At 39.4% G+C, this 24639-nt stretch carries 28 protein-coding genes; 8 read left to right on the forward strand and 20 right to left on the reverse strand.

Annotated features, from left to right (window positions below; translation table 11 throughout):
- Positions 1-18 precede the first annotated feature (18 nt).
- Both dinB and I6F49_RS09090 read right to left on the reverse strand, forming a co-directional pair.
- Entirely contained in the window at positions 19-1071 is a 1053-nt protein-coding gene (dinB, locus tag I6F49_RS09085) for a DNA polymerase IV (RefSeq protein ID WP_197179943.1), read from the reverse strand.
- Positions 1072-1411: 340 nt separating this feature from the next.
- Positions 1412-1588 carry a hypothetical protein gene (locus tag I6F49_RS09090; RefSeq protein ID WP_197179945.1) on the reverse strand — a complete coding sequence of 59 codons (177 nt, stop codon included), beginning with the start codon at positions 1586-1588 and terminating at the stop codon, positions 1412-1414.
- Between the two features lie 167 nt (positions 1589-1755).
- Between I6F49_RS09090 and I6F49_RS09095 the strand changes: the two genes are divergently transcribed.
- Together I6F49_RS09095 and I6F49_RS09100 are read left to right on the forward strand one after the other, a co-directional pair.
- Entirely contained in the window at positions 1756-2184 is a 429-nt protein-coding gene (locus I6F49_RS09095; protein ID WP_197179947.1) for an acyl-CoA thioesterase, read from the forward strand.
- Positions 2185-2202: 18 nt separating this feature from the next.
- Positions 2203-3255, forward strand: coding sequence for an aldo/keto reductase (locus I6F49_RS09100; protein ID WP_197179949.1), 1053 nt, complete (start codon positions 2203-2205; stop codon positions 3253-3255).
- 66 nt (positions 3256-3321) lie between these two features.
- Here I6F49_RS09100 and I6F49_RS09105 read toward each other — a convergent pair whose 3' ends face one another.
- The 6 genes from I6F49_RS09105 to I6F49_RS09130 all read right to left on the reverse strand — a co-directional run bounded on the left by I6F49_RS09105 (position 3322) and on the right by I6F49_RS09130 (position 9745).
- Positions 3322-3936: a fumarylacetoacetate hydrolase family protein gene (locus tag I6F49_RS09105; protein WP_197179951.1), complete on the reverse strand. Its 615-nt coding sequence runs from the start codon at positions 3934-3936 to the stop codon at positions 3322-3324.
- 284 nt (positions 3937-4220) lie between these two features.
- Positions 4221-6188, reverse strand: coding sequence for a hybrid sensor histidine kinase/response regulator (locus I6F49_RS09110; RefSeq protein ID WP_197179953.1), 1968 nt, complete (start codon positions 6186-6188; stop codon positions 4221-4223).
- Between the two features lie 10 nt (positions 6189-6198).
- Positions 6199-6660 (reverse strand): response regulator, encoded by a 462-nt coding sequence (locus tag I6F49_RS09115; RefSeq protein WP_197139911.1) that lies wholly within the window; start codon positions 6658-6660, stop codon positions 6199-6201.
- Positions 6661-8145 (reverse strand): sensor histidine kinase, encoded by a 1485-nt coding sequence (locus I6F49_RS09120; RefSeq protein WP_166420497.1) that lies wholly within the window; start codon positions 8143-8145, stop codon positions 6661-6663.
- 35 nt (positions 8146-8180) lie between these two features.
- Positions 8181-8390 carry a histidine kinase dimerization/phospho-acceptor domain-containing protein gene (locus tag I6F49_RS09125; protein ID WP_166420498.1) on the reverse strand — a complete coding sequence of 70 codons (210 nt, stop codon included), beginning with the start codon at positions 8388-8390 and terminating at the stop codon, positions 8181-8183.
- Between the two features lie 14 nt (positions 8391-8404).
- The gene (locus I6F49_RS09130) at positions 8405-9745 is read right to left on the reverse strand and encodes a sigma-54-dependent transcriptional regulator (protein ID WP_165727625.1); all 1341 of its coding nucleotides are present in this window, start codon (positions 9743-9745) and stop codon (positions 8405-8407) included.
- Positions 9746-9970: 225 nt separating this feature from the next.
- On the opposite strand from I6F49_RS09130, the gene I6F49_RS09135 reads away from it, so the two are divergent.
- Positions 9971-10486, forward strand: coding sequence for an NUDIX hydrolase (locus tag I6F49_RS09135; RefSeq protein WP_165727626.1), 516 nt, complete (start codon positions 9971-9973; stop codon positions 10484-10486).
- Positions 10487-10525: 39 nt separating this feature from the next.
- On the opposite strand, the gene I6F49_RS09140 is transcribed toward I6F49_RS09135, so the two are convergent.
- On the reverse strand, positions 10526-11020 hold the full coding sequence (locus I6F49_RS09140; RefSeq protein WP_197179955.1) for a YgjV family protein: 495 nt from the start codon (positions 11018-11020) through the stop codon (positions 10526-10528).
- Positions 11021-11068: 48 nt separating this feature from the next.
- Entirely contained in the window at positions 11069-11635 is a 567-nt protein-coding gene (locus tag I6F49_RS09145; RefSeq protein WP_197179956.1) for a Crp/Fnr family transcriptional regulator, read from the reverse strand.
- Between the two features lie 358 nt (positions 11636-11993).
- Here I6F49_RS09145 and I6F49_RS09150 point away from each other — a divergent pair, with 358 nt between their 5' ends.
- Positions 11994-13370 (forward strand): NAD-dependent succinate-semialdehyde dehydrogenase, encoded by a 1377-nt coding sequence (locus tag I6F49_RS09150; RefSeq protein WP_197179958.1) that lies wholly within the window; start codon positions 11994-11996, stop codon positions 13368-13370.
- A gap of 735 nt (positions 13371-14105) precedes the next feature.
- Here the strand turns inward: I6F49_RS09150 and I6F49_RS09155 are convergent.
- The 5 genes from I6F49_RS09155 to I6F49_RS09175 all read right to left on the reverse strand — a co-directional run bounded on the left by I6F49_RS09155 (position 14106) and on the right by I6F49_RS09175 (position 17179).
- Positions 14106-14384, reverse strand: a complete 279-nt coding sequence (locus I6F49_RS09155) for a type II toxin-antitoxin system RelE/ParE family toxin (protein ID WP_197179959.1) — start codon at positions 14382-14384, stop codon at positions 14106-14108.
- On the reverse strand, positions 14381-14665 hold the full coding sequence (locus I6F49_RS09160) for a damage-inducible protein J (protein ID WP_166420502.1): 285 nt from the start codon (positions 14663-14665) through the stop codon (positions 14381-14383). The genes I6F49_RS09155 and I6F49_RS09160 overlap by 4 nt, the downstream gene beginning before the upstream one ends.
- 725 nt (positions 14666-15390) lie before the next feature.
- The gene (locus I6F49_RS09165) at positions 15391-16470 is read right to left on the reverse strand and encodes an endonuclease/exonuclease/phosphatase family protein (RefSeq protein ID WP_197179961.1); all 1080 of its coding nucleotides are present in this window, start codon (positions 16468-16470) and stop codon (positions 15391-15393) included.
- Positions 16471-16493: 23 nt separating this feature from the next.
- Positions 16494-16856 carry a hypothetical protein gene (locus I6F49_RS09170; protein WP_197179962.1) on the reverse strand — a complete coding sequence of 121 codons (363 nt, stop codon included), beginning with the start codon at positions 16854-16856 and terminating at the stop codon, positions 16494-16496.
- A gap of 74 nt (positions 16857-16930) precedes the next feature.
- Positions 16931-17179: a TIGR03643 family protein gene (locus tag I6F49_RS09175; RefSeq protein WP_024612353.1), complete on the reverse strand. Its 249-nt coding sequence runs from the start codon at positions 17177-17179 to the stop codon at positions 16931-16933.
- Positions 17180-17302: 123 nt separating this feature from the next.
- Between I6F49_RS09175 and I6F49_RS09180 the strand changes: the two genes are divergently transcribed.
- The 3 genes from I6F49_RS09180 to I6F49_RS09190 all read left to right on the forward strand — a co-directional run bounded on the left by I6F49_RS09180 (position 17303) and on the right by I6F49_RS09190 (position 20809).
- On the forward strand, positions 17303-17989 hold the full coding sequence (locus tag I6F49_RS09180; RefSeq protein WP_197179988.1) for a substrate-binding periplasmic protein: 687 nt from the start codon (positions 17303-17305) through the stop codon (positions 17987-17989).
- A gap of 28 nt (positions 17990-18017) precedes the next feature.
- The gene (locus tag I6F49_RS09185; protein ID WP_197179964.1) at positions 18018-18674 is read left to right on the forward strand and encodes a YoaK family protein; all 657 of its coding nucleotides are present in this window, start codon (positions 18018-18020) and stop codon (positions 18672-18674) included.
- 74 nt (positions 18675-18748) lie between these two features.
- Positions 18749-20809 (forward strand): TonB-dependent receptor, encoded by a 2061-nt coding sequence (locus I6F49_RS09190; RefSeq protein ID WP_197179966.1) that lies wholly within the window; start codon positions 18749-18751, stop codon positions 20807-20809.
- 21 nt (positions 20810-20830) lie between these two features.
- Here I6F49_RS09190 and I6F49_RS09195 read toward each other — a convergent pair whose 3' ends face one another.
- Entirely contained in the window at positions 20831-21613 is a 783-nt protein-coding gene (locus I6F49_RS09195) for an AraC family transcriptional regulator (protein WP_197179968.1), read from the reverse strand.
- Positions 21614-21730: 117 nt separating this feature from the next.
- On the opposite strand from I6F49_RS09195, the gene I6F49_RS09200 reads away from it, so the two are divergent.
- Positions 21731-22927, forward strand: a complete 1197-nt coding sequence (locus I6F49_RS09200) for an MFS transporter (RefSeq protein ID WP_197179970.1) — start codon at positions 21731-21733, stop codon at positions 22925-22927.
- Here I6F49_RS09200 and I6F49_RS09205 read toward each other — a convergent pair.
- The 4 genes from I6F49_RS09205 to I6F49_RS09220 form a co-directional block, all read right to left on the reverse strand.
- Positions 22916-23137: a hypothetical protein gene (locus tag I6F49_RS09205; RefSeq protein ID WP_166420509.1), complete on the reverse strand. Its 222-nt coding sequence runs from the start codon at positions 23135-23137 to the stop codon at positions 22916-22918. The two genes, I6F49_RS09200 and I6F49_RS09205, sit on opposite strands and share 12 nt — an antisense overlap.
- 101 nt (positions 23138-23238) lie before the next feature.
- Positions 23239-23685, reverse strand: a complete 447-nt coding sequence (locus tag I6F49_RS09210) for a RidA family protein (RefSeq protein WP_197179972.1) — start codon at positions 23683-23685, stop codon at positions 23239-23241.
- A 13-nt stretch (positions 23686-23698) separates the two neighbouring features.
- Positions 23699-24112, reverse strand: coding sequence for a GFA family protein (locus I6F49_RS09215; RefSeq protein ID WP_166420511.1), 414 nt, complete (start codon positions 24110-24112; stop codon positions 23699-23701).
- Positions 24113-24140: 28 nt separating this feature from the next.
- A complete protein-coding gene (locus I6F49_RS09220; protein ID WP_197179974.1) occupies positions 24141-24542 on the reverse strand; it encodes a hypothetical protein in 402 nt (133 codons plus the stop codon).
- Between the last annotated feature and the right edge of the window lie 97 nt (positions 24543-24639).

Raw genomic sequence — 24639 nt, forward strand, 5'->3', positions numbered from 1 at the left:
AGTTACAGGCTTTACAGCTTAATCAAGAATACTCAGTTGGAAGTTTTGTTCTGGCTCGTTTTTAATGCCAACACCTATGCCAAGTAACCGAACAGGCTGTTGTAGCCCTCGTTGATAGGCCTTAGTCAGGAGTTGAATAAATATTTCAGTATTTAGCTCGTGATATGCTTGGTCGGCTGAAGTTACTACAAAATTAGCAAACTTCACTTTAACACTCAGTTTATTTATACGGTTTTGTAGTTGTTGCTTATTAAGCCTTAAAACTAATTCGTCTAACAGTTTTGGAAGCTCATCTAAGCACTCTTGCAAACTTGTTTTATTGTATTCGTAGGTATGTTCAACACTCAGCGATTTTCTTATGCGATCTGTCGATACTTTACCAACATACTCACCTGCACATTTTTGATAAAGCGACACGCCAAAATTACCTACATGTTGCTGCATCCAATTTACGCCTTTTTCGCGTACATCTTTGCCGGTATATAGCCCTTTTAAATTGAGTTTTTCGAGTGTTACTTTACCTACACCCGGAATTTTACCCAGCGGTAATTGCGCCAAAAAGTCATCGACCTCGTGAGGCAAAACTACAAATTGACCATTCGGTTTTTTTTCGTCGCTGGCTATTTTGGCAATAAACTTAATAGGTGCAATACCTGCCGATGCAGTAAGCCCTGTGGCTGTGTAAATATCCGCTCTTATTTGCTGTGCTATAAGCGTGGCACTGCCTTTACAAGCACTACTGTCTGTTACATCAAGGTAGGCTTCGTCTAAAGAAAGAGGTTCAACTAAGTCTGTGTAGCGGTTAAATACTTCGCGTATCTGGTTTGAAGCTTCTTTGTATACAGCCATGCGCCCAGGAACAATAACTAAATCGGGGCATAATTGTTTAGCATGATAGTTCGACATAGCCGAGCGCACGCCATACTCTCTCGCTATATAGTTAGCAGTTGAGAGCACGCCTCGTCGGCTATTGCCTCCAATAGCAAGCGGTACATGTGCAAGTTTTGGGTTATCTCGCATTTCTACTGCTGCGTAAAAGCAATCCATGTCTATGTGAATAAACTTTTTCATCACCACTATAACGACTGGTTATTTATACAGTCATTATTATAGAATCAATTGTGATAAGCAAGCCTAGGGCCTGTTTATCTTTCGAGGTTAAATTTGCAGCAGTATGTTTGGTATTTAGGCAAGGCAGAGCCTATGTAGTGTGGTTATTCCCCATAAATAGGCGATAACGTAGCACAAATGCCAAACATACGCTGCCCGAAGGGTTCTGCCTAGGGGCAATTTACTCTTTGTTGCTCGGTTTTTACTTAGCCCACTAGGTCACAAACCTCGCGCCGCGATTAAATAGCCCCTAGATTGAACAAATTTTAATCCTGAAAGGTCAACTGGCCCTAGTTAACGATTAAAAAAAGCGTTTATTGTCTTCAGGCTCTTTATAACCGCGTAGCCAAAATATAACCTCGAATAAAAACCCCGCTAGCATTAAAATAATAGCGCCAGATACGTTACCCATTGCATAACAGGTGAAAGAGGCTATAAAAACCAAACAAGCTAAAAACCAATTAATTATATTTTGCATACATACCTCTGTGTGTTTTTGTCTTGTGTGTTTTTACCGTGCCACTTAACTGTAGACCTAAAATTAAATAGGTACAATCATCTTACAAAAAAACATACTCTAATTACCTTGAGCTCATAACACCATATTGATAATCTAAGTGCTTTAAAATTAAGGGCCAATACATAATGCAAACGTTTAAAGATCAGCACCCTATTCATACCGACATCACCGTAGCATGGGCTGATATGGATGCACTGCAACACGTAAATAATGTAGTGTATTTACGTTACTTTGAAATAGCCCGAATCGACTTTTTAAATAAAATAAATCTGTTCGACACAATAAGCCCAAATGGTGTGGGCCCAGTAATTAGCGAAAATAATATTCGTTATAAACGCCCTGTCACCTTTCCCGATACGCTTACAGTGGGTGTTACTATTACTGATATAAAAACAGACCGCTTCACCATGAATTACACCGTTTACAGCCATGTTCAAAAGGCTATAACAACAACGGGTACTTCTAAAGTTGTCATGTTTGATTTTACAACAGGGCAAAAAGCTGCGATCTCTGAGCCTCTTTTATCGGCTTTAACTAGCCACGCTCAACACTAATTTAGCTAAGGAATTTTTATGAAATACAGCCCACTAGGTAGCAGTGGTGTAGACGTATCTAGAGTGTGCCTAGGCAGTATGACTTGGGGCAAACAAAACACTCAAAGCGATGCGGATGAGCAAATAGCCTACGCGCTAGAGCAAGGCGTAAACTTTATTGATACAGCCGAAATGTATGCTGTGCCTCCTTCTCCAGAGACCTATGGTAAAACAGAGGAAATTATTGGCGATTGGCTATCGCGTAATAAACAAAAACGCGGCGATGTAGTACTTGCCACAAAAATTGCAGGCAATGGCTTATCGTGGGTACGTGATGGTGGCAATATTACTCGCCAAACAGTAATAGAAGCCGTGGACGATTCACTCAAGCGCCTTCAAACCGACTACATCGATTTATATCAGTTACATTGGCCAAACCGTTCAACACCACATTTTGGTAGGCAGTGGCCTGGCACGCTTAAATTTACTGACGTAAATACACAAGAGCAGCAAGCTAGTATGCTCGATATTCTAGAAGGACTTAATGAATGTGTAAAAGCAGGAAAAATTAAGCACTGCGGTTTATCTGACGACACGCCATGGGGTATCAGCCAGTTTTTAAGTTTAGCTAAAGAGCATAACTTACCGCGTATGGTGTCTATTCAAAACGAATTTAGCCTAGCGCATGCTAAAGATTGGCCATATTTAATAGAGCAATGTGTTCATGAAGAGATTGCCTACTTACCATGGTCGCCTCTGGCTGCCGGTTTATTAACGGGTAAATACTTAAATGGCGCTCGCCCTGAAGGCTCTCGATGGACCTTCATGCAGCGCAACGGCATTTTTAGAGATACACCCAATGCAGAACAAGCCACTAAGCAATATGTTGAGCTGGCTCATGCAAATAATATTACCCCAGCGCAGCTTGCGCTAGCATGGTGTAACCAGGTTGATGGTGTTACATCTTCAATTATTGGCGCGACAAGTATGGCGCAATTAAAAGAAGATATTGATGCATTTGATATAACGCTAAACAGTGAAATACTGACAAGTATTGATGCTATTTTTAGAAACCATCCAATGCCTTATTAATACAAACTTAAACAGGCAATTAAATCACATTTAATTGCCTGTTTAAGTGTCTGTTTAACCGTATTTTTAGCTCACGATCCACTGATGCTCAAGCAAGCACTGATCGTTAGCATAAAGCGCAACAGAGAAAGTACTTTTAGCCGTTACTTCACCTACGCCCGACGGTGTGCCGGTCATTACTACGTCACCGTCTTCTAGGCTCATAAATTCACTAATTTCTTGTAAAATTGAGTCAGGGTTGTGCAGCATAAAATGAGTATCGCCTCGCTGAATCACTTCATTATTAATTTTAAGTTCAAAGGTAAAGTGCTGCATTGCATCTGTTAATTCAACAAAGTCACTTAAAATAACAGACCCGTCGAACGCTTTAGCCCGCTCCCAAGGTAGCCCCTTATTTTTTAATTTACTTTGTACTGTGCGCTTAGTTAAGTCGAGGCCGAGTCCAACCCCTACAAACTTTTTATTTTTAACTACAAAACACAACTCGGTTTCATAATGCAGCGTATCGCCGTTGTGAGCTGCAAATAACGTATTAGTAATTGCGCTATTTGGCTTATTAAATAAAACTATTTGATCTGGCGTTTCGTTATTTAGCTCTGCAATGTGTGCGGTATAGTTACGGCCAACACACACTACTTTTGATGGTGTTAATTCTTCAGATAATAACTTTATTGAATGCATATAATAACATCTCAGTTAATAGGGCCTGTTGACCTTTCAGGATTGAAATTTGTTCAATCTAGGGGCTATTTAATCGCGGCGCGAGATTTGTAACCTAGTGGGCTAAGTAAAAACCGAGCAACAAAGAGTAAATAGTCCCTGGGCAGAACCCTTCGGGCAGCGCATGTTTGGCATTTGTTCTACGTTATCGCCTATTTATGGGGAGTAACCACACTATACAGGCTCTGCCTTGCCTAAATACCAAACATACTGCTGCAAATTCAACCTCGAAAGATAAACAGGCCCTAGCTAATAAGTGTTTCTAACAAGCTCAAATTAATAGGTTTAAGTAAAACTCGGTCAATATTTAAATCTTTTATTTCTCTTGGGTCTGGCTCAGCTCCACTTACAATCACTAAGCGTAGTTCAGGGTAACGGTCGTTAATTTGCTGACCTAAATCAACGCCACACCCATCAGGTAAATGCATATCTAACAATACTTTATTAAATTGTTGGTCGTGATTAAGTATTTGCAAACATTGCGCGCAGCTAGACGCAATCACAGTTTCTACACCTAAACTTTCTAAAAGTAGCTGTGTAATTTGCGCTGCATCGTGATCGTCTTCTACAAGTAAAAAGCGCTGTTTTTTCTCTGTTAAGTCCGAACTACTATTTATATCTTTGGCTTGAGGAGCATGTTCTGGCGCTACCAAATAATCTTGCAAACATTGATACAAAGCAGTGCTATCAACCGGTTTTGGTATTACATCATTAAAGCCAAGCGCAGCAAGTTCTTCATGTATTCCTTTCATAGTAGCAGCAGTGAGCGCAATTATTGGGCCTTTGTAGCCCATTTTTCTAAGCTCTATGGTAGCTTCCTTGCCGCCCATTACAGGCATATGAATATCAATAAAGATAATATCATAAGGCGATTTATACGCATCTGCTATGCGTACTTTTTCAAGTGCTTGCTGGCCATGTTCAGCATAATCAACTCGTGCACCGCAGGTGCTAATCATATGCCCAACTAGCATGCGTAAGTCGCGCAAGTCATCAACAACCAATACTCTTCCGTGTACTTTACAAGGAGCCAGTTTACTTTGTAGTTGCGGCGCACTGCTAAAGTTAAGTACTTGGCGCTCTACTTCACTAATATCACCTGGGTAAACCGAAATAGTAAACGTAGAGCCTTTACCAACTTCAGAGTGCAAACTAATATCACCGTGCATACGCGCTAACAGCTCAGCACATATTGCTAAGCCAAGACCTGCACCACCTACAGAGCGCGATTCTACATCAGCTATTTGCTCAAACGGTTTAAATATCAGTTCTTGTTTTTCAGGGGCTATACCCATTCCTGAATCTTTAATACTAAAAAACAGCATTTCGGTGTCATCAACCCACTGCGTCCACGCATTAACAACAATTTCGCCTTTATCGGTAAACTTAACCGCATTATTTATTAAATTTATTAAAATTTGGCGAACCCTTGTTGCATCAAGTCGTGCAACTAAAGGCAATGGCTGATGTGATTCAAAGCGTAGCGTAAGCCCTTTATCAAGGACCGATACGCGCATTAACGTGTATACATCGGCAAGCATGCTATCTAGGTTAACTTCGCTTAAGGTCAACTCTAGTTTATCGGCTGCTATTTTAGACAAGTCGAGCACATCGTTTAATAGGCTCAATAAGTGTTTACCGTTTCGATAAATTACACCTAACTCATTTTCTGCTTGCTGACTAAAGTCGCTCTGCATTAATAGCTCGGTATAACCTAAAATGGACGATAGAGGAGTTCGTAATTCGTGGCTTAAGTGCGCTAAAAATCGGTCTTTTGAACGGTTTTCTGCTTCGGCTTTTAAACGCTCTACTCGCTCACCTTCAACATCTTTACGCGCCAAAGCATAGCGAATAGCACGCGCAAAGCGGCTAGAGCTCATTTCTGTTTTTATTAAATAATCTACCGCGCCAGCATCAAGTGCCGCCGAATCTAGTTCGTCGTTTGACTGCCCGGTAAGCATAATAATAGGGCCGCTAAAACCATTAGCAATGGCTTCTTTTAATACATCTAAACCATTAGATGCACCCAAGCGGTAATCAAGCAGGCAAATGTCGTGCTCATTTTTGCTAAGCGTTTCAATTGCCTGCTCTGGGGAGCTTATCCATTGAATGTTAAACGTGTGTGAATCCAATTGGTCCAGATAGTCGCAGGTGAGTATGTAATCATCTTCATCATCTTCTACAAGCAGCAACTGAGTCACTTTATCTAACATACAATCTCCATTAATCGTTAAATGTTGTCGGTAGCTCTACAAATTCTACCCAGTATTTTCCAAGTGTTTTCATTAAATCAACTAGGCCATCAAACGTTACAGGTTTTGTAATATAAGATGCAGCGCCTAGGTTATACCCTTTAACCATGTCTTCTTCTTGCTTAGACGTAGTTAAAATTACAACAGGAATACCCTTTAAGTTAGGATTTGCTTTAATTGCTTCAAGCGCTTCACGACCATCCATTCTGGGCATATTTAAATCAAGCAATATAAGCCCAGGGCGAGGCGATGTTGTCTTGTCTTCAAACTTACCTCTACGCTCTAAATATTCAAGTAACTCAACACCATCTTCAACAAAGTGAAGTTCGTTAAGTACACGGCTTTCGGCAAGGGCATCTTGTGTTAACAAACGATCATCTTCATCATCGTCTGCCATTAAAATAGTAATCGGTTTTACTTTTGTATAGGGCATTTAAGCCTCTCCTTGCAATGTGAAAAGCGCTGCTTCCACAGGTAGTTTTATGGTGAAAGTTGCACCTTCACCGTCTTTACTTTGGGCTGTAATTGTTCCGCCATGACGCTCCACTATACGCCTACATACAGAAAGGCCAATACCCGTGCCTTTATACTCTGAGCGGCCATGTAAACGCTGAAACGGTACAAATATTTTATCGGCGTAGTCTTGTGAAAAACCAATGCCATTGTCTTCTATTGTAATAACTTGAAAACTTAATTCGGTATTATGATCAGCACTAAATATATTTTCATGCTGGTAACTAATTTTAATATGTGGACTTACATCTGGGCGTCTAAATTTCACCGCATTCGACAACAAATTTAAAAACAATTGCTGCATTTGGCTTTTATCAGCCTGAATAACCGGTAAGTCTTCTACATCTACTTGTGTATTAGACTCATCTATCGCAATTTCTAAATCACTTAATATATCAGTTACCACTTCGTTTAAATTTGTATCGTCAAAGTCTTTACCACGCGTTGCTATACGCGAAAACTCTAATAAATCGTTTATTAAGTTAGACATACGTTGAGCTGCATTTTTCATACGGCCAATGTAATCAATCCCTTTTTCACCAAGTTCATCTTTAAACATTGTTTCAAGGCGATCGCTAAAGGCTTGAATTTTTCTAAGTGGTTCTTGTAAATCATGGCTCGCCACAAAAGCAAACTCTTCAAGCTCTCGGTTACTTCGGCTCAACTCGTCAGAATACAACGTTAATTCTTGCGTACGTTCAGACACTTTCGTTGCTAATGTTTCGTTTTGTTTTTCAAGCTCAAAACGATACTTTGCAGCATTTCTTAAATTAAGACGCGTCATTACAAACATACCAATAATAAGTAGTGCACTTGTTATTGCCGTTATAGCAAACGTAATTTTAGCCTCATTTTTTATCTTTGCTAACTTTGAAAAATGACTCACTTTGAAAAGTAATTCGCGGTCTTGTATTTCATTCACGTGTTCACGGATTTGCCTATAAAGATCTCGCCCTTTATGTGTATTTAACACATACAATGCACGTCTTTCTCTATCATCAAGTGCAAGGTTAACGGTTTTTTTAAGCTCGTTAATTTTACTATCTACAAGCACTAGTAACTGAGCAATACGATCTGCTTGGCCATCAATTTCAGAGTGGAGCGATTTAACATGATCTGTTTGTGCCTGTATTTGCCCAATCGCATCATAGTAAGGCGTTAAATAATCAGCCTCTTCCGTTAATAAATAACCACGCTGACCCGACTCAGCCTGCACTATAGATAAATGCAATTGCTCAATTGCCGTAGTCAGCATACTTGTGTTGTCTAAACTCTTTTGGGTTTGTGTTAAACCTTGAATAGTGTTCAATGCTAAAAATGCGTTACCTACAATAATACTCAACACAACAACTATAAAAGCTGCCCAAGTAATATTCGCTTTGCTTTGATGTTTTTGCTTGTTCATTAGCTTCCCGAGTTAGTGTTTAAACAACACTGTATTTATTGAGAGTCTGATATTTTTTGTAAACTTTCGCTGCACTGTTGGCAATTATTGATAATTTTATCAAGTGCATCTAACGCTTTTTCTTTTGGCATATCGTTTTCAAGTACCAATTTAATAAGCTCGGCATTCATCGAAATACGATTTAGCGGCCCTCTTGCATCGTGTACTAATTTATTAAGCTGCTCTGTTTTATTGTCTGATGTCATACCCTTCCTCAGATCTATTTATATTCGCCAATACCGCCATACGCATTAAGGCGGTTATAAAGTGTTTTTGTACTAATACCTAACATTTGCGCAGCAAGTGTTTTATTACCTTGCACTTTATCAAGCGTTGCATGAATAAGTTCTTTTTCAACTTCTTCAATTGTTTGCCCTGCCGATACTGGCTTTTCTGCAGTTTGATTATTAACACGCGAAAACGGCGATTCTAAATTATCAGGCAAAATAATATCGCTAGTTTGCGGATCACTCATAATAAATGCACGGTGTATCGCATGGCGAATTTCGCGCACGTTACCCGGCCATTCATAGCTTTGCAACTCTTTAAGCTGTGCTGGCGTCCAACTAAAGGCAGTGCCATTTTCGTCATTAAGTTGATCTAAAAACGCTTTAGCTAATAAAGGAATATCTTCTTTTCTATCGCGAAGTGGCGGTATATCAATAGGAAAAACCGCTAGCCTAAAGTAAATATCTTCACGAATAATATTATTTTGCGCTAAATCGGTAAGCGAGCGGTTAGTGGCTGAAATAACACGGCAATTTGTTGGTATTTCTCTGTTACCACCGACGCGCGTTACTTTTTTAGTTTCAAGCACTCGCAGTAAATTTGGCTGCATATCAATTGGCATTTCGGTTACTTCATCTAAAAATAAAGTACCGTTATTTGATTGCTCAAATACCCCTTCTTTACGAGCTATAGCACCGGTAAAAGCGCCTTTTTCATGGCCAAATAATTCACTACCAATTAACTCTTTTGAAAGCGCACCACAGTTACTCGCCACTAACGGGCCTTCACACTGGCTGGCGTTATGGATAGCTTGAGCTACAACTTCTTTACCTGCACCACTTTCACCCATGAGCATCACGTTAGCATTTGTTTTAGCAACGCGTTCAATCATGTTGTAAAGCTTGTGCATTACCTCTGATTCGCCAATTAAGCCACCAAAGTGACGCGTTATACCACTCGACTTTGCTTTTTTAACTGCTTTTTTAGGGCCATTTAAAACCAGTTCTAAATCTTCGCGTTGTAATGGCTTTAATAAATGCCCAACATTTGGCTCACACATTTCAGCTAAAATACCCTTCACTGAAGGGTGGCCCGAAATAAGTGTAATTTTTGGAGATTGCCCAATCATTTTTAAATGATCGAGTAAATGCAGGCCGCTGCCATCTGGCAACATAAAATCTAACAACACATGATCAAAGGTATTATTTTCAAACCATTGATGCGCTTCTTTTAAACTGGTTGCGGTGCTTATATTGTGGCCGAGGAATTCGACTATGTGGCATACAACGTCACTAAACTCGACGTCATCATCTACTAAAAGTATGTTTAACATGATAAATCCCTATGCTTTTTTCTTATTCTACGCATCATAAATACTAATTTAAAGGCGCGCTTAAAATCTAATGACTTAAATAATTAAGTGATTCAATACTATTTATGTTACCAACTTAATATTTACGTATGCTTAAAAAAATCGATCACAAAAAAATAATTAAAATCGTTCCTATTCACACAATGATAGCAACTGATAGTATGAACATCCCACAAAGGAGATGAAATGCAGCAATTAAAAACCCTGATTCATTCAGGTATTAATATCGACCAAGGCACTCAATTTACTCGTATAACAGGGCGTGCCATTGTAATTAAAAATAGTAAAATACTTTTAATGTACACAAACCGCTATGAAGATTACAGCTTGCCTGGTGGTGGCGTGGATGAAGGCGAAAGCATTGAGCAAGGCTTAATACGCGAACTAAATGAGGAAACCGGTGCACAGCAAATAAGTGTAGTAAAAGCCTTTGGACTCTACGAAGAGTATCGTCCTTGGTATAAAGACGATTTTGACATTATCCATATAAAATCGTATTGCTACGTATGTAATATTGCCGACGAACTTGGTAAAGCCCAGCTTGAACATTACGAGCAACAAAATGGCATGACTGCTAAATGGGTCAATATTAATGATGCAATTGCACATAACGAGCGCACGCTTGCCAACAGCGAAAAACAAGGGCTTTCTATTTTGCGAGAAACCTACTTACTTAAAAAGATTGCTGAACAGCTTTTTTAACGTCTACTTACCTGTTTAAAAAACGAAATATACCAACCCCTAAGCTAATTTTTTAGGGGTATAAAACCGATATAGCCCTACTAAATTACTAGCCATAAATAGGCTTTCCATTAATACAGCTATCGGCGAGCCTACTAATATATTATGACTTATCCAAAGCGATGTACCCACCACCATAATTAAGCGTAAATACAGATCATTTTTTTGAAACGAGGCAAAAGTCTGAATAAGTGTTGCAGAAAGTGCCAAACCACTTAGCCAGCTATACCAAGTAAAATAAACTGCTAAGCAACTAAGTAACATAAACGCCAACATTACCCATGTTTTTCGAGCAAATACACAATATAAATAACGTATTGCAGCGATTAACATTAGGCTACCCGCACTGGCATGGCCAAGCATAAAAAAATGAACTGACGTAAGTAAAACAGAACTAAATAAACACATTAAAATAAGCGAACGAGACTTAAACTGAAAAGAAGCTAAATCTAATAAAGTAGCGATGGCTACCAAGCACTGAGCAAATAAAAACATAGTGACTCCTGAAAAAGCAGCAGTCTAACCAGCTTTACTATTTTGCCCTTAACTTAAGTTAAGTCGTTTACGAATTCGTGATAACGAAATAGCCGATATACCAATATACATAGCCACTTCGGTTAAACTTAGCTGTGCAAGCCAGTGCGGTTTTTTTAGTAACAAATAACGATAACGCTGCTCAGGACTATTAAGTAGTAAAAAAGCCTCCTTTGCCTCTTTAAATATAAGCTGCTGAGCAACAAGCTGGTTTTTAATGTTGACCCATTCACCGTTATCAAATATATGTAATGGGACAACGATAACTGTGGCAGCCTTTATAACCTTTAACTGATAAAAAGCCTCTGTGTTTGTAAGCCAATTAGCAAACAATAGCGCAAATTCATCTTTAAAATAAAACTCCTTACACCTTTGCCCTCCATCAATTGTAGAGTGCAAAGCGCCAAGTACACCGTCAATAATTAAATAACCATAACGCTGCGTTTCGCCTTGTTGTAATAGCACTGTATCTCGGGAAAATTGCTTAACTGAGTATTGCCCCGCCAGCTTTTGTTTTAAAACGTGTGTAAGCTCGGCATAACTATCGCCCAGTTCAAATACATATGTTTGACTCATTTATTTGCCATTTTAATCATTTGCGAATTTTAGCTGCACTCGTATTAGCATATTGAGTAAACAACCTTATATTATCAGCGCTGCACTAAGCTTTATACGTGCGCAGTAACCATCAGTAATCTATAAGTAGTAAGTGAAGATTAGAAGAAACGTATCATTTTTATCTCTATGTAACTTTTTCTGCTAATTGCATTATTTACAGAACATATCAGAAAGCATTTTAAATAAAAATTATAATTTTATAAAAAGTAAAAATAAAAACTCAAATATTACATGCAGTTACAAATAATTTATTGATGACTACTAACTGGCTTTTGTTTTGCACCCTTATAGATAATTAATTTGTAAGGAGATAGAAATGAGTAACACAGTTAAAACGATTAATCCGGCAACTGAGCAAACCATTAATACCTACACACTACTTTCTCAAAAGGAAGCTGAGCAGGTAATCGAAAAATCTCACGAAACATATTTAAAATGGCGTTTAACCTCATTTACCGAACGTGCTAAGCATTTAAATAAATTAGCATCGCTATTTGAAGATCAAAAAGAAGCTATTGCAAAACTAATGACCGAAGAAATGGGTAAAGTTTACGAGCAAGGCTTTCAAGAGGTTGAGCTGTGTGCAGCTATTTGTCGTTACACCGCCGAAAACGGCCCACAAGTACTTGCCGACGAAGAACGTGATATGGAAGGTGGCCGCGCAATTATTAGCTACCAACCAACGGGCGTATTATTAGGTATTCAACCGTGGAACTTCCCGCTTTATCAGGTAATTCGCTACAGTGCTGCCAACATCATGGCGGGTAACACAACAGTATTAAAACATGCTGGTAACGTATTTGGCATGGCTGAAAAAATCGACACCTTATTTAAACAAGCAGGCTTCCCTGAACATTGCTTTAGCAACTTACTTATCGATGGTAAAACAGCAAGTTCATTAATCGCACATAAAGCAATTAGCGGCGTAACCTTTACAGGTAGTGATGCTACAGGTAAAAAAGTAGCTGAAGAAGCTGGCAAGCATGCTAAAAAGATGGTACTTGAGCTTGGTAGTAACGATGCCTACTTAGTACTTGATGACGCAGACTTAGAGTTAGCAGTTAAAACTTGTGTAACAGGCCGTATGATTAACAACGGCGAAACCTGTGTTTCAGCCAAACGTTATGTAGTAGTTGAGTCTCTTTATGATGACTTTAAAGCGCAAATAAAAGAGCAATTTGAAGCCATGAAAATGGGCGACCCAATGGCAGATGATACAGACTTAGGTCCAATGGCACGTGAAGATTTACGTGACGGCATTCATGACCAAGTTATGCAATCGGTTGAAGCCGGTGCAAACATAGTAACGGGTGGCGAAATACCACAGCAAACAGGTTACTACTACCCACCAACGCTACTTGATAACTTATCGCCTGGCATGCCTGCGTACGATGACGAACTATTTGGCCCAGTAGCTTCGCTAATAAAAGCGAAAGACAACGACGATGCAATGCGCATCGCCAACGACTCTCGCTATGGTTTAGGCGGTGGTATTTTCTCTAAAGATGAGAAAAAAGCCATCGAGCTTGCTAAAAAGTACTTCGACACCGGCATGATCAACATTAACGGTTACGGTTTAGCACAGCCTAACTTACCGTTTGGTGGTGTTAAAGGCAGTGGCTATGGCCGAGAGCACGGCGGTTTTGGTATGCGCGAATTTGTGAATGTTAAAAGCATTATGATCGCCAGCTAATTTAGCTAAAGCAGTTAAGCTGCGTATTGAATAAATATTTTTAATACGCTTTTTAAACTCAAAAAATTATTAAGCCTAAAAGCGGGTAACCACTTTTAGGCTTTTTTATGACTTTTAGAAAGTAATTCTCTGAGGCAGCACTTAGTTTTTAGTAAGTGACAGTACCGAGCTTTGGATATATTCGTAGGTGCGATTTTACATCGCGCTTTTAAGAACTAAATATCCTTCAAAATACAAGTTACAAACTAACCATTGCTACTTCATTAAATTTTAATAATTTAAAACTCACTTCACAATTTAGCTTATTTAATAAAAACGTAATCACGCTGCTTTTATCGTTATTTTAAATTGCGCTTACAAACCAGTTAAGCAATATATCAAAGGCATAAACATAGCGAGGACTCTTACAGAAAACATCACAACTATGATGCTTAAACAGAACTAGACCAAGTACGATTAAACTCAGAGCTAACTATTGAGATGTAGAAGCTAATACCTGAAACCTGACAGACAAAAATGAGCGAGATATAGTCATTCAGATGAGTCGTCATTAACTTAGTAAGAATAAGAGAAAACTTTCTTCTTTTCCGCATGTTTCCATAAGTTACAGTAAGCATAATATTTATAGCTGGCAATCACTTACACTATTTGCTATTAATGTAAGTTCATAAAATAAGGACGTTTTCGCGCTAAAATAGGGAAAGTGCGCTCTGATAAAGGTATTAGTTGCCTTTATTAGTCTTGTGGAAACTTCTGCTTCTGGTGTAACACTCGCATTATTCGGATAGCGTCACCATCTACCCAATATGAGACAATCATAGATACTTCTGGAATAATTAATACACGACCACGAAAAATATCTCTTTCAACACCCATTAATGGATGCTCAAGTAAGTTTTCAACTTTAGTTTCTATTATTTGGTCCGTTTTCTCTGCTGCGCTAGGGTTAAAATCAAATAAAAATTCAAATATCTTTTCTCGGTCATTGAGTGATTCCTCTTCCCAAAAAATCATATTTTATCTCTATTACGGATCTTATTCTTTCTAGCCTCCATCTGAGTTTTAGCTTCATTGTGTTCAATAAAATTAGCTTTACCATTATCAATCTTGTCAAATGCAGCATTTATTTGTTCTGTTAACCATAAATCTTGGGTCATTGTTTTTCGTTGTTCTTCAGCTAAGCCAACGGTAAGCTCTCTGCATGCATCGCTTAATGTGCGTCCTTGGCTTTCAGCCATTAATTGCGCTAAGCGTTTAGTTTCTTCATCAACTCTAAATTGTATGCGAGTATCCATAATAGTTACCTTAATTATATTTTGTGCTCACAAATGTTAGCACTGGTGTTGTGCATAGGCAACTACAAGTTGCTCAAAAGGACAAAAAACAGTTTGCTGTTTTTCGTACCTCAAAATACATTACCTAATGCTTTAAAAACGCTTAGAGTTAATTACAGGAGCTCGTTTTTTGATTGAATTTGGCTGTTGGGGTTATTCTACAGTCTCGTTACTAATGTCCGCTGTTGGCACTCTCCAGCCACTCGACAACATAATATATTGATTATAATTGGCAAGGTATTTTACTGTGTCGGATGGCGTTTCGCTTATCCGACCTACACTGTCTAATAGCTATCATTCCTAGTCAAACCTTGGCACTTTTCGCTTATCAGCCTTGCTCATAGCGAGCTATTGGATTTCTTCATGCTTTAGATCATCGGATTTATCTTCTAGTGATTGCTGATTGACATTTTCATAAGAAAGCTAAACGCGGTAAGTAAGGTTGTTTCTGGTAAATTCATCATTTTTGTCGGATGGCGTAGCTTCGCCACTTATCCGACCTACGTCAAAAAGTAGGTTGGTTAAGCCGAAGGCGCCACCCAACAGAGTTTCAGATTTACCCCTTGAAGGTTCGCAATTGGCACTCTCCAGCCACTCGACAACATAAAATATTGATTATAATTGGCAAGGTATTTTACTGTGTCGGATGGCGTTTCGCTTATCCGACCTACACTGTCTAATAGCTATCATTCCTCCTCAAACCTTGGCACTTTTCGCTTATCAGCCTTGCTCATAGCGAGCTCTTGGATTTCTTCATGCTTTAGTTCTTCGGGTTTATCTTCTAGTGATTCCTGATTGGCATTCTCAAAAGAAAGCTCAGTAAGGAGTGCAAAGTGATCAGAGCCATATTTAGCTAGGCGCTTGATACGCTTTACTTTAAAGCCTTCACTATGAAATAGGTGATCGAGCGGCCAGCGCATAAAAAAGTAACTTGCATGAAATGTATTGTAAAACCCACGACCTTTTCGAGGGTCTAACAAGCCGCTAATTTGCATAAATAAACGCGTGCTACGCGACCATGCTACGTCGTTTAAATCACCGGCAACTATGGTAGGACGAGTTGGATTTTTAAGTGCTTTAGCCACCATAATTAGCTCTGAGTCGCGCGGACGCGATGAGTCTTCTTCCGTTGGGCTTGGCGGTGCAGGATGAATAAAATGCCCTTGCATTTTAAGGCCTTCGTCGTTTTCAAACAGTATATGAATAGAAGGAATATCTTCTTCTATTAGCTCACATATTTGGGCATCGAGTATTTTAAATTTGCTGTATAAGTGCATGCCGTAGCGATTGTCTTTAGGGCATTCTATAAAATACGGATAGTGTTTTTTAATGACTGATAATTTATTTTCCCACCAGCTATCGCTTTCAAGCGTGATAAGTAAGTCGGGTTGGTGCTCGTTAACCAAGCTAATTAACTGCTCACTTTTATGATTCGACATAAGTACATTTGCCGACATAATTCGTACACTATGATCTATATGCTTTGGTGCGCTTTGTACTTCTTTTTTAGCAAGCCACGTATACGGGTAAATCCATTTTCCTTGTAAAATCATTATAAGTAACGAGGTTAACGCTATAAATACGTAGCTTATTTCACCGCTTTGCCATAATAAAATTAATGAGGCAACAGCTACAAAACTGGCAATATAAAATACCTGTAAACGCACAAAATCACAGCTACGCACTAAGTAATGCTGGCTGTACGACATAGGTAATAAGGTAACCAGTAAAAAAAAGCCAATAATTATAGCCAGCGTAATGAGCATTTTAATATCCTTATAAAGTTAATTTAACGACTTAAAATTGAAAGTATTTCTCGGGTGTCGTGCACCATGTGAATAACTGTACGGTCTATTTCAATACTTACTGTACCATTATCTCTAGAGCGTTCAATAACTCTACCTCGTTTGTATAAATCGCGCTCTAAAAAGTCGCCTCGGTGGTAGCTTTTACTTAGCCCTGGTGGCGTCCAACCTGCGCGAATTAACTGCTTTGCCTCTTTTTTAGAAAGGTAGTCATTGTCGTTATGCTTATGTGAATGATGCTTATTATGGCCGTGTTTATGACCATGCTTATCTTTATGCGGTTTTGCGTCTGCGCTTATTGAACATAAACTCAATGTTATTAGTGCTGTGTGTATTACTGCTCTCATAAATAATCTCTAGCGTAATTAATAGCTAAAGATTAACAAACATGGATGAACATCGTATGAAACACACACCTCGTTTAACGTTGTTTATATTGAGTTTTACAATGGCTGCGCATAATAGCGGGATCGCGTAATTTTAAGTGTTTTGTTTTACGCCCTGCATGGCGCTTGCGCCACACTTTAAAACTCCCTTTTGAAACATTGTCTCGCATAAATACCACCAGCTGCGGGTATTTTAATCCGTATAACTGCTCTATTGCCTCATAAGGGGTTCTATCTTCCCACGCCATTTCGATAATACGTGACTGCTGCTCTGGGTTAAACATGGTGTTTCTCACAAAATTTAATTTATACGCTAGGCAAAAATACTTAGATCAATGCAATTTAAGCTCAGTAACTGTATAATTAGCATTCAGATTATGTATTTAAATGGTATCGAATTTATATTTATGCGCGCAACATTACTGTTTTTAGCTTTAACTTTTCCCTCGTTATTACTTGCAGCGCCAAGTAAAACTTTGCGCTGCGTTACAACGCACTACCCTCCTTTTACTATTTACGATGAAAAAGCCGATACATTTACAGGTTTAGATATTGATTACATAAAGTTTATTGAAAAAAACTTAAACCTCAAGATTGACGTTGTTCATTTACCTTGGGCGCGTGTTAAAAAAGAGATGAAGCTGGGCTATTACGACTGCTATTTCTCATTGGCTAACTATAAAGAGCGTACAGAATATTTAGATTTTACTAGCGAGCCTTTGCATACGACTAAGTATGGTTTATTTACTTTAAATGAAGATAATTTGCTTACTGATGATTTATCAAAAGCCGCTATAGCTATGCTACGCGGTGTTATTCTTCCCGAAATTATCGCTACAAAATACACAATTAATGAAAATAACTTACTTCGTTCACTTTCTACTGAAGCCACTTTTGAGCTACTAGAAAAAAACCGTGTGCAATATGCAATAACCAACTATCAGGCTGGTTTATGGTACTCAAAAAAATATAAAAATATTTATGCCAAGCAATTAAATGACTATTCGTTCCCCGTTTATATTGCTTTTAAACGTGGCGTAATAGATACAAAACTAGTTGATGAAAAAATTAAGCAGTTTAAAGCACAAAAATAATAACTCCCTCTACATTGCGAGATAGCTAATGTTTACAAAACTACCAAAATGGGTTGAATATGGCGCGTTTACGCTGGCATTTATAGCGGGCATAGTAAACGCTGTAGGCTTATTAGGATTTGAGCATCAAGCCATTTCGCACTTATCGGGCTCTGTTACCTTGTTAGGTATTAAGCTGATGAGCAGTACTTCAGCCGCTTTGCTGTTATTTAGCATACTCATTAGCTTTATGTTGGGCTCGGCACTTTCTGGCTTTTTACTTGCTGGGCGCTCATTAAAACTCGGCCGCCATTACGACACGCTCTTATTTATTGAAGGTATTTTGCTGTTAGCAAGTGCCTACCTACTTGATCAATCTTATGTTTATGCAATTACGCTTGCATCAGCAGCATGTGGTTTACAAAACGCGTTAGCGACTAATTACAGTGGCGCAGTTGTTCGTACTACGCACCTAACGGGTATTTTTACCGATCTTGGTTTAATGCTAGGCAAAGCGCTTAAAGGTGAGCAATTTGATACGCGTAAAGGCGTTATGTTTTTACTTATTATTGCAGGCTTTTTATTAGGTGGTGTAATCGGCTTTATTTTATTTGAACACTACCAAGTGCTTACTTTGGTGTTTCCTGCCGCAGCTTGTTTTGTTTTATCAATTACATATCGGGTTTACAGGCTACGTACGCTTTAACGCAACAAGTTTAAATGCATATTAAAACCGCATATTATAGAGGCAATGCAATATAGATTACTTTCAAGGAATGTATGAAACCTTATTTTTTGCCGCTGTTATTACCCTTTAGCTACACTGCGCTTGCCAATAATCAAAATAATGATTCAATAGAAACCATAACTACTACGGCATCACGTATTGAAGCGCTATCCACCTCACTGCCTTTATCAATAAGTACATTAACTCAAGCGCAGCTAAATAGCATAGCGCCTACCCATATTGAAGAAGCACTACAACGAGTAGCTGGCGCTAATATTCAACGCGGAAACGGCCAAGAATATTTACCCGCCCTTCGCTCGCCGGTACTTTCGGGCGCAGGCGCGTGCGGTGGTATATTGACTTTAGAGGATGGAATACCACTAAGAGCGGCTGGCTTTTGTAATATAAACGAGCTATTTGAAGCCCACAGCGAAATGGCGCAGCGCATTGAAGTATTAAAAGGCCCTGGCTCTGCACTTTATGGCTCAAACGCTGTGCACGGTGTTATTAATGTAATAACGCCCGACACCACACAAGGCGGCGGCTTAGTTGGCATTGATTACGGCTCGTACGGTTATGCTCGTTATAAATTACGTGCCGGGCAAGATTACGGCAACAGCGGTATAGGCATTAACGCAAGTATTACCGACGACAGCGGTTACCGCGACGACGAAAGCGTAGAGCAACAAAAAGTAAATATTCGCCACCGCTATTCAAATGATAATTTACTACTGACATCAGGGCTTACTTACACAAACCTCGATCAGCAAACAGCGGGGTTTATTACAGGCTTTGAAAGCTATAAAAACGAAGATCTCGCGCAAAAAAACTTTGACCCAGATGCATTTAGAAAAGCACGCGCGTTTAGAGCGTGGAGCAACGCAAGATGGCAATTAAATAACAATGATGTGCTCTCTACTACGTTATATTTTCGCGACCAAAGTATGGACTTTTTTAAGCACTTTTTGCCCGGCACACCGCTTGAAACAAACAGTCAAACAGGCTTTGGCGTGCAATCGCTTTATCAACATAACTTACAAAGTAATGTAAAAGTAAACCTAGGGCTTGATGGCGAATACACGCAAGCCGACTTTACTCAAAGTCAAAACGAGTCAACGCAGGGCTCTGCATTTTTAGTGGCCACCGTACCGCAAGGCAAGCATTACGACTATGATGTAAACGCCACGCTTTATGCGCCTTTTGCCTCTATTGATTGGCAATTACATAACTGGTTATTTACCGTAGGTGTTCGCTACGAGCATATGCAGTACGACTACACAAATAATATGCTTGCAGGCAGAGCAAAAGACGATGGTACTGAATGCAGCTTTGGCGGTTGCCGTTATAGCCGCCCTGAAAGCACAAAAAATAGTTTTAGTAATTTATCGCCAAAGCTTGGCGTAAGCTATCAGTACAATACAAATAACACACTTTATGCGAACTTTTCTCGTGGTTACAGAGCGCCACAAGCCGCTGAGCTGTATCAATTAGAGCGCATGCAAACGACAGCTAATTTAAGCGCTGAAATAGCCAATAATGCAGAACTGGGTATTAAAGGAATTTACGAAAAACTACGTTATGGCGTGTCTGTTTACGCTATGAGTAAACACAATACGATTTACCGCGATAGCGACTTTTTTACAGTAAATAATGGCAGTTCTCGCCATCGTGGTATTGAACTTGAGTTTGATTATCAACTCACAAAGTCGCTTGCGCTTAACTTTGCAGGTACCCACGCAAAACACACTTATACTAACAACCAAATACTCAATGGTTTAAACATAAACGGCAACGACATAGATACCGCGCCGCGCAATATCGCTAATCTCGATTTAACATGGCAAGCACTCAGCAATACACAATTTGCCCTACAATGGCACCGTGTTGGTAACTACTACACCGACCCAGAAAATTTAAATAAATACCAAGGGCACGATATTTTAAGCTTACGCGCGCAGTGGCAGGTTACGAGTAATATTGAGGTACTTGCACGTATTATTAATTTAACCGACGAAGCGTATGCAGAGCGCGCCGATTTCACTAGCTTCACTGGCGACAGATACTTTCCTGGCAAACCACGTAACGCGATGCTTTCGGCAACTTACACATGGTAATGCGTTAATTTAAGGGCTAAGCTAATTTAAATCGCTCATGTATTTCATGGGCGATTTACCCATCACCTTTTTAAACATAGTAATAAATGCACTCACCGACTCGTACCCTAATAACTCAGACACCTGCTGTACACTTTGCTTATCAGAAAGCGCTTTTAAGGCTGTAATTATATGCAGTTGCGTTCGCCATTTTCCAAATGTCATGCCGGTTTCTTTTTTAATTAACCGCGCTAACGTGCGCTCAGTTAATGCAAATTGCTTGGCCCATTGTGGCAGTGTTTTTCGATTATTTGGCTTGTTTATAAGCTGATCGCTCATGGCTTGAATTACCTCGTTATTAGATAAAACAAAGTCCAGGGGTTGTACTGGCATATCGATAAGTTGATCAAATAATACCTGCGCTAAATGTGCCGTTTTACTGTTTAAAGCATAGTACTGATCATGTGTTGCTAGTTCGCACATTAGCTCTTTAACCAGCGGCGTAATGGCTAACGTACAGGTATTTAATGGCATACCGTTTTTACTACTATCAATAAATAAATGACAAAGCTTTGCGTTATCAGACGCCCTATTACTGTGAATCTTTTTTGCGGGGATCCAAATTGCACTGTGCGTAGGCACCATCCACATTTTTGCCGACACTTCACATGTTACATAACCATGCAGCGCTAAAATTAATTGCCCTTTTGGATGAGTATGCAGGGGGATTTCGTGACTCGCTTGGGTGTCCTCTATTTTGGCAATAATGGGTTGCGCCATAGTTTCAAAATCTCTGATTTCATCCCAGCCAATCGGTTCAAACATAGTTTTGTCTGTTTTTAGTTATTTAATGTCATTATCTCTAAATTATAGTTTTTACTAAGCCTTTATACTAGCGCCCATTAAGTATTAGTAACAACTCAACTTTAATGGCCTTCTCTTTTGTTAAATAACACACCTAAATCACGTTTTGCTGGCATATTACTTGTGCTTGGCATATTACTTATTGCCGCAAATTTACGCGCCACATTTACAGGTATTGCACCTGTGCTTGAACAAATTATTAATCACTTTGGGTTAAGTGCTTCGCAAGCTGGATTTTTAACAACATTGCCACTCATTGCCTTTGCGGTTGTATCGCCAATGGCGGCAACCCTTGCTAAAAAACAGGGTCTTGAGCGCACCTTATTTGTAGCTTTACTATTTATACTTGCAGGCGTTGCAGCGCGAGTAATAAATACCTCAGCTATGCTTTTTGTGGGCACCGCTATTATTGGTGTAGGTATTGCTATAGCAAACGTATTATTACCGAGCTTAATTAAACGCGATTTTCCAGGGAAAATTGCGTTAATGACCTCGGCCTACGTGCTTACAATGGGCGTTGTATCGGGCGGGTTTTCTACCTTAGTATTTCCGCTGAGTCAGTTAAACGGTTTGGGCTGGCAACTTGCGCTGGGCTCATCAGCCCTTATTACACTGGCGAGTATTATTGTATGGATCTCGCAATTAAGTAAGCACACAAAACCCGCGAGTATTGCTCAGCACGCTGACACGTCAAAAAGTGTATGGCGTTATGTACTAGCGTGGCAAATTACCCTGCTGTTGGGTTTAAACTCTTTTTTAAATTATATAATTATTACGTGGTTGCCCAGCATATTAACCGAAGCAGGCCAAAGTGCTACGCAAGCGGGTGCTTATCATGGGGCTTTTCAAATTGCGACTGCATTACCGGGTTTAATATTAATTCCCCTATTGGCAAAATTAAAAGATCAAAGCGCGCTTAGCTTTATTTTAGCTATGCTCAGTGCACTTAGTGCATTGGGGCTGCTTTACATGCCTAACTATGCCTTTGTGTGGACCTTAATGCTGGGCTTTTGCTCTGGAGCATGTTTTATATTGGGGCTGTCGTTTATTAGTTTACGAACTGATGATTCACAACAAGCAGCATCGCTTTCAGGTATGTCGCAAAGTGTAGGTTATTTACTCGCCGCTGTAGGGCCAATGCTTGCAGGTGCATTACATACGACTACGGGAAGTTGGGCTGCGCCATTATGGCTATGTGCTATTGCAGGCGTATTATGCGCGCTATGTGGCTTAGGTAGTGGTAAAAACACCACGTTAGCTAAATCAGTTAACTAGCTGTTGTAACCACGAAAAAAAACCAGATGCAGGCTTACCGCTAGTATGCTTTTGCTCGTAGCGTTTATTAGTTGCTTCGCGCTGTGCGCGGCGCTCTTGTGCTAAATTAGCTTTTGCAGCAAAACGTAGGCGCTGTTCTTGAGTAAGCTCATCATTAAAACTAATGGCTGTTTTTTTTACTGCTCGGCTGCTTTTAGGTGAACTACACATGATGTTGCCTCTGTTATGTAACTACTCAAATAGACAGCCTTTTTGTATATAAAATTTCAAAAGCAGTATTACTTTTTAGAAGTAATACTGCTGAGTATCAACTAAACAGCACCAATACACTCAACTTCTACCAAAGAATCAAGGGCTAACGCCTTAACTGCAAAGGCACTACGTGCAGGATATGGCGCACTAAAATACTGAGTATAAATAGCATTAAATGCTTTAAAGTCATTTATATCAGTTAGCATAACCGTACATTTAACTACGTTGCTCATGCTGTAGTTATGCAGCTCTAAGGTACGTTTAATATTTTTAAGTGTTTGTTTAGTTTCACCTTCAAAACCGCCTGTAGCCAACTTACCGGTTGCAGGGTTAATACCTATTTGGCCAGACATATAAAGTGTATTACCGGCTTTTACTATTTGCGAAAATGGTAAATTAGGATTAGCTTTGCCTGTATTTAAAAAGTCGACATTACCCGAAGCTGAAAATGCACTGCCGGTAATTAATGTGCTTGCTAAAAAAGCGGTTTTTATCAGTGAGTTCATTACCTGACTTACCTTATTTTTGTGGTGTGGTTTCAAATGAAGGCACTTGGTGTAATTCGTTAAGCCAAGTAAGCGTTGATTGTGACCAAATTTGTGCTGTTGGCGTAAACTCATCACGCTGATCAACTGCACCAATACGTAAACCATATACACGGTCAGCTTTAGCTTCGTTAGTTGCGTAAAGCGTTGTACCACATGTGCCACAAAAACCTTGCGCACGCTTGTTACCGCTTTGCGCTGTTTTAACAAACTCTTTTGGCTCACCTTGGGTAAACACAACCGAATTTGGCTCTGCAATTATAACTGCTCTAAATGGGCCGCTCGACATACGTTGGCAATCGCTACAATGGCAAACAAGTGCATTATTGTTTTGAGATTCTGCTTGGTATTTAATTTCACCACAGTAACAGCTTCCAGTAATTTTCATTTTTTCTCCATGAGTATATTTAAGGTGTTTAACCTAAATAAGCTAAAATAATTTTTGGTAATTCTTCTGCGTAATGCGCTGCACTTAAAGGGCAAGCAATAGCAGGCGTTAAGTCGTGATAAAGCACTTTATCAAGTAAAGAACTAACAATTAAAAATACCGCAGTGCCTGCTGCGCTTTCATTGGTACTTGCACGTGCTTGGATAATTAATTGCGCCAAACGTTGATAAATAACACGCCTATCAATCAGCTTATCTGAACCGAGTAATTCACTGTGTAAACGCGAATTTAAATGCAGGGTTCTAAATACGCCTTTGTTTGATAACAAAAACAAATACGTTTCGTGGCATAGGTTATTAACAACGTCATTTAGACTTGTGTACTTTTGCTGCTCAAGCTGGGTAACCAGGGTAAGATTACGTAAGCTCAATAAATAAGCTGTAAAACTTTATCTGCATAATCAGTATCGAGTGCAGCTTTGAAACGCTTAGCTTTCAGACCTTTTTTACAGCTTTTTTCAAGTTTCA

The organism is Pseudoalteromonas sp. SWN166 (assembly GCF_015864485.1).
Classification (GTDB): Bacteria; Pseudomonadota; Gammaproteobacteria; order Enterobacterales; family Alteromonadaceae; genus Pseudoalteromonas.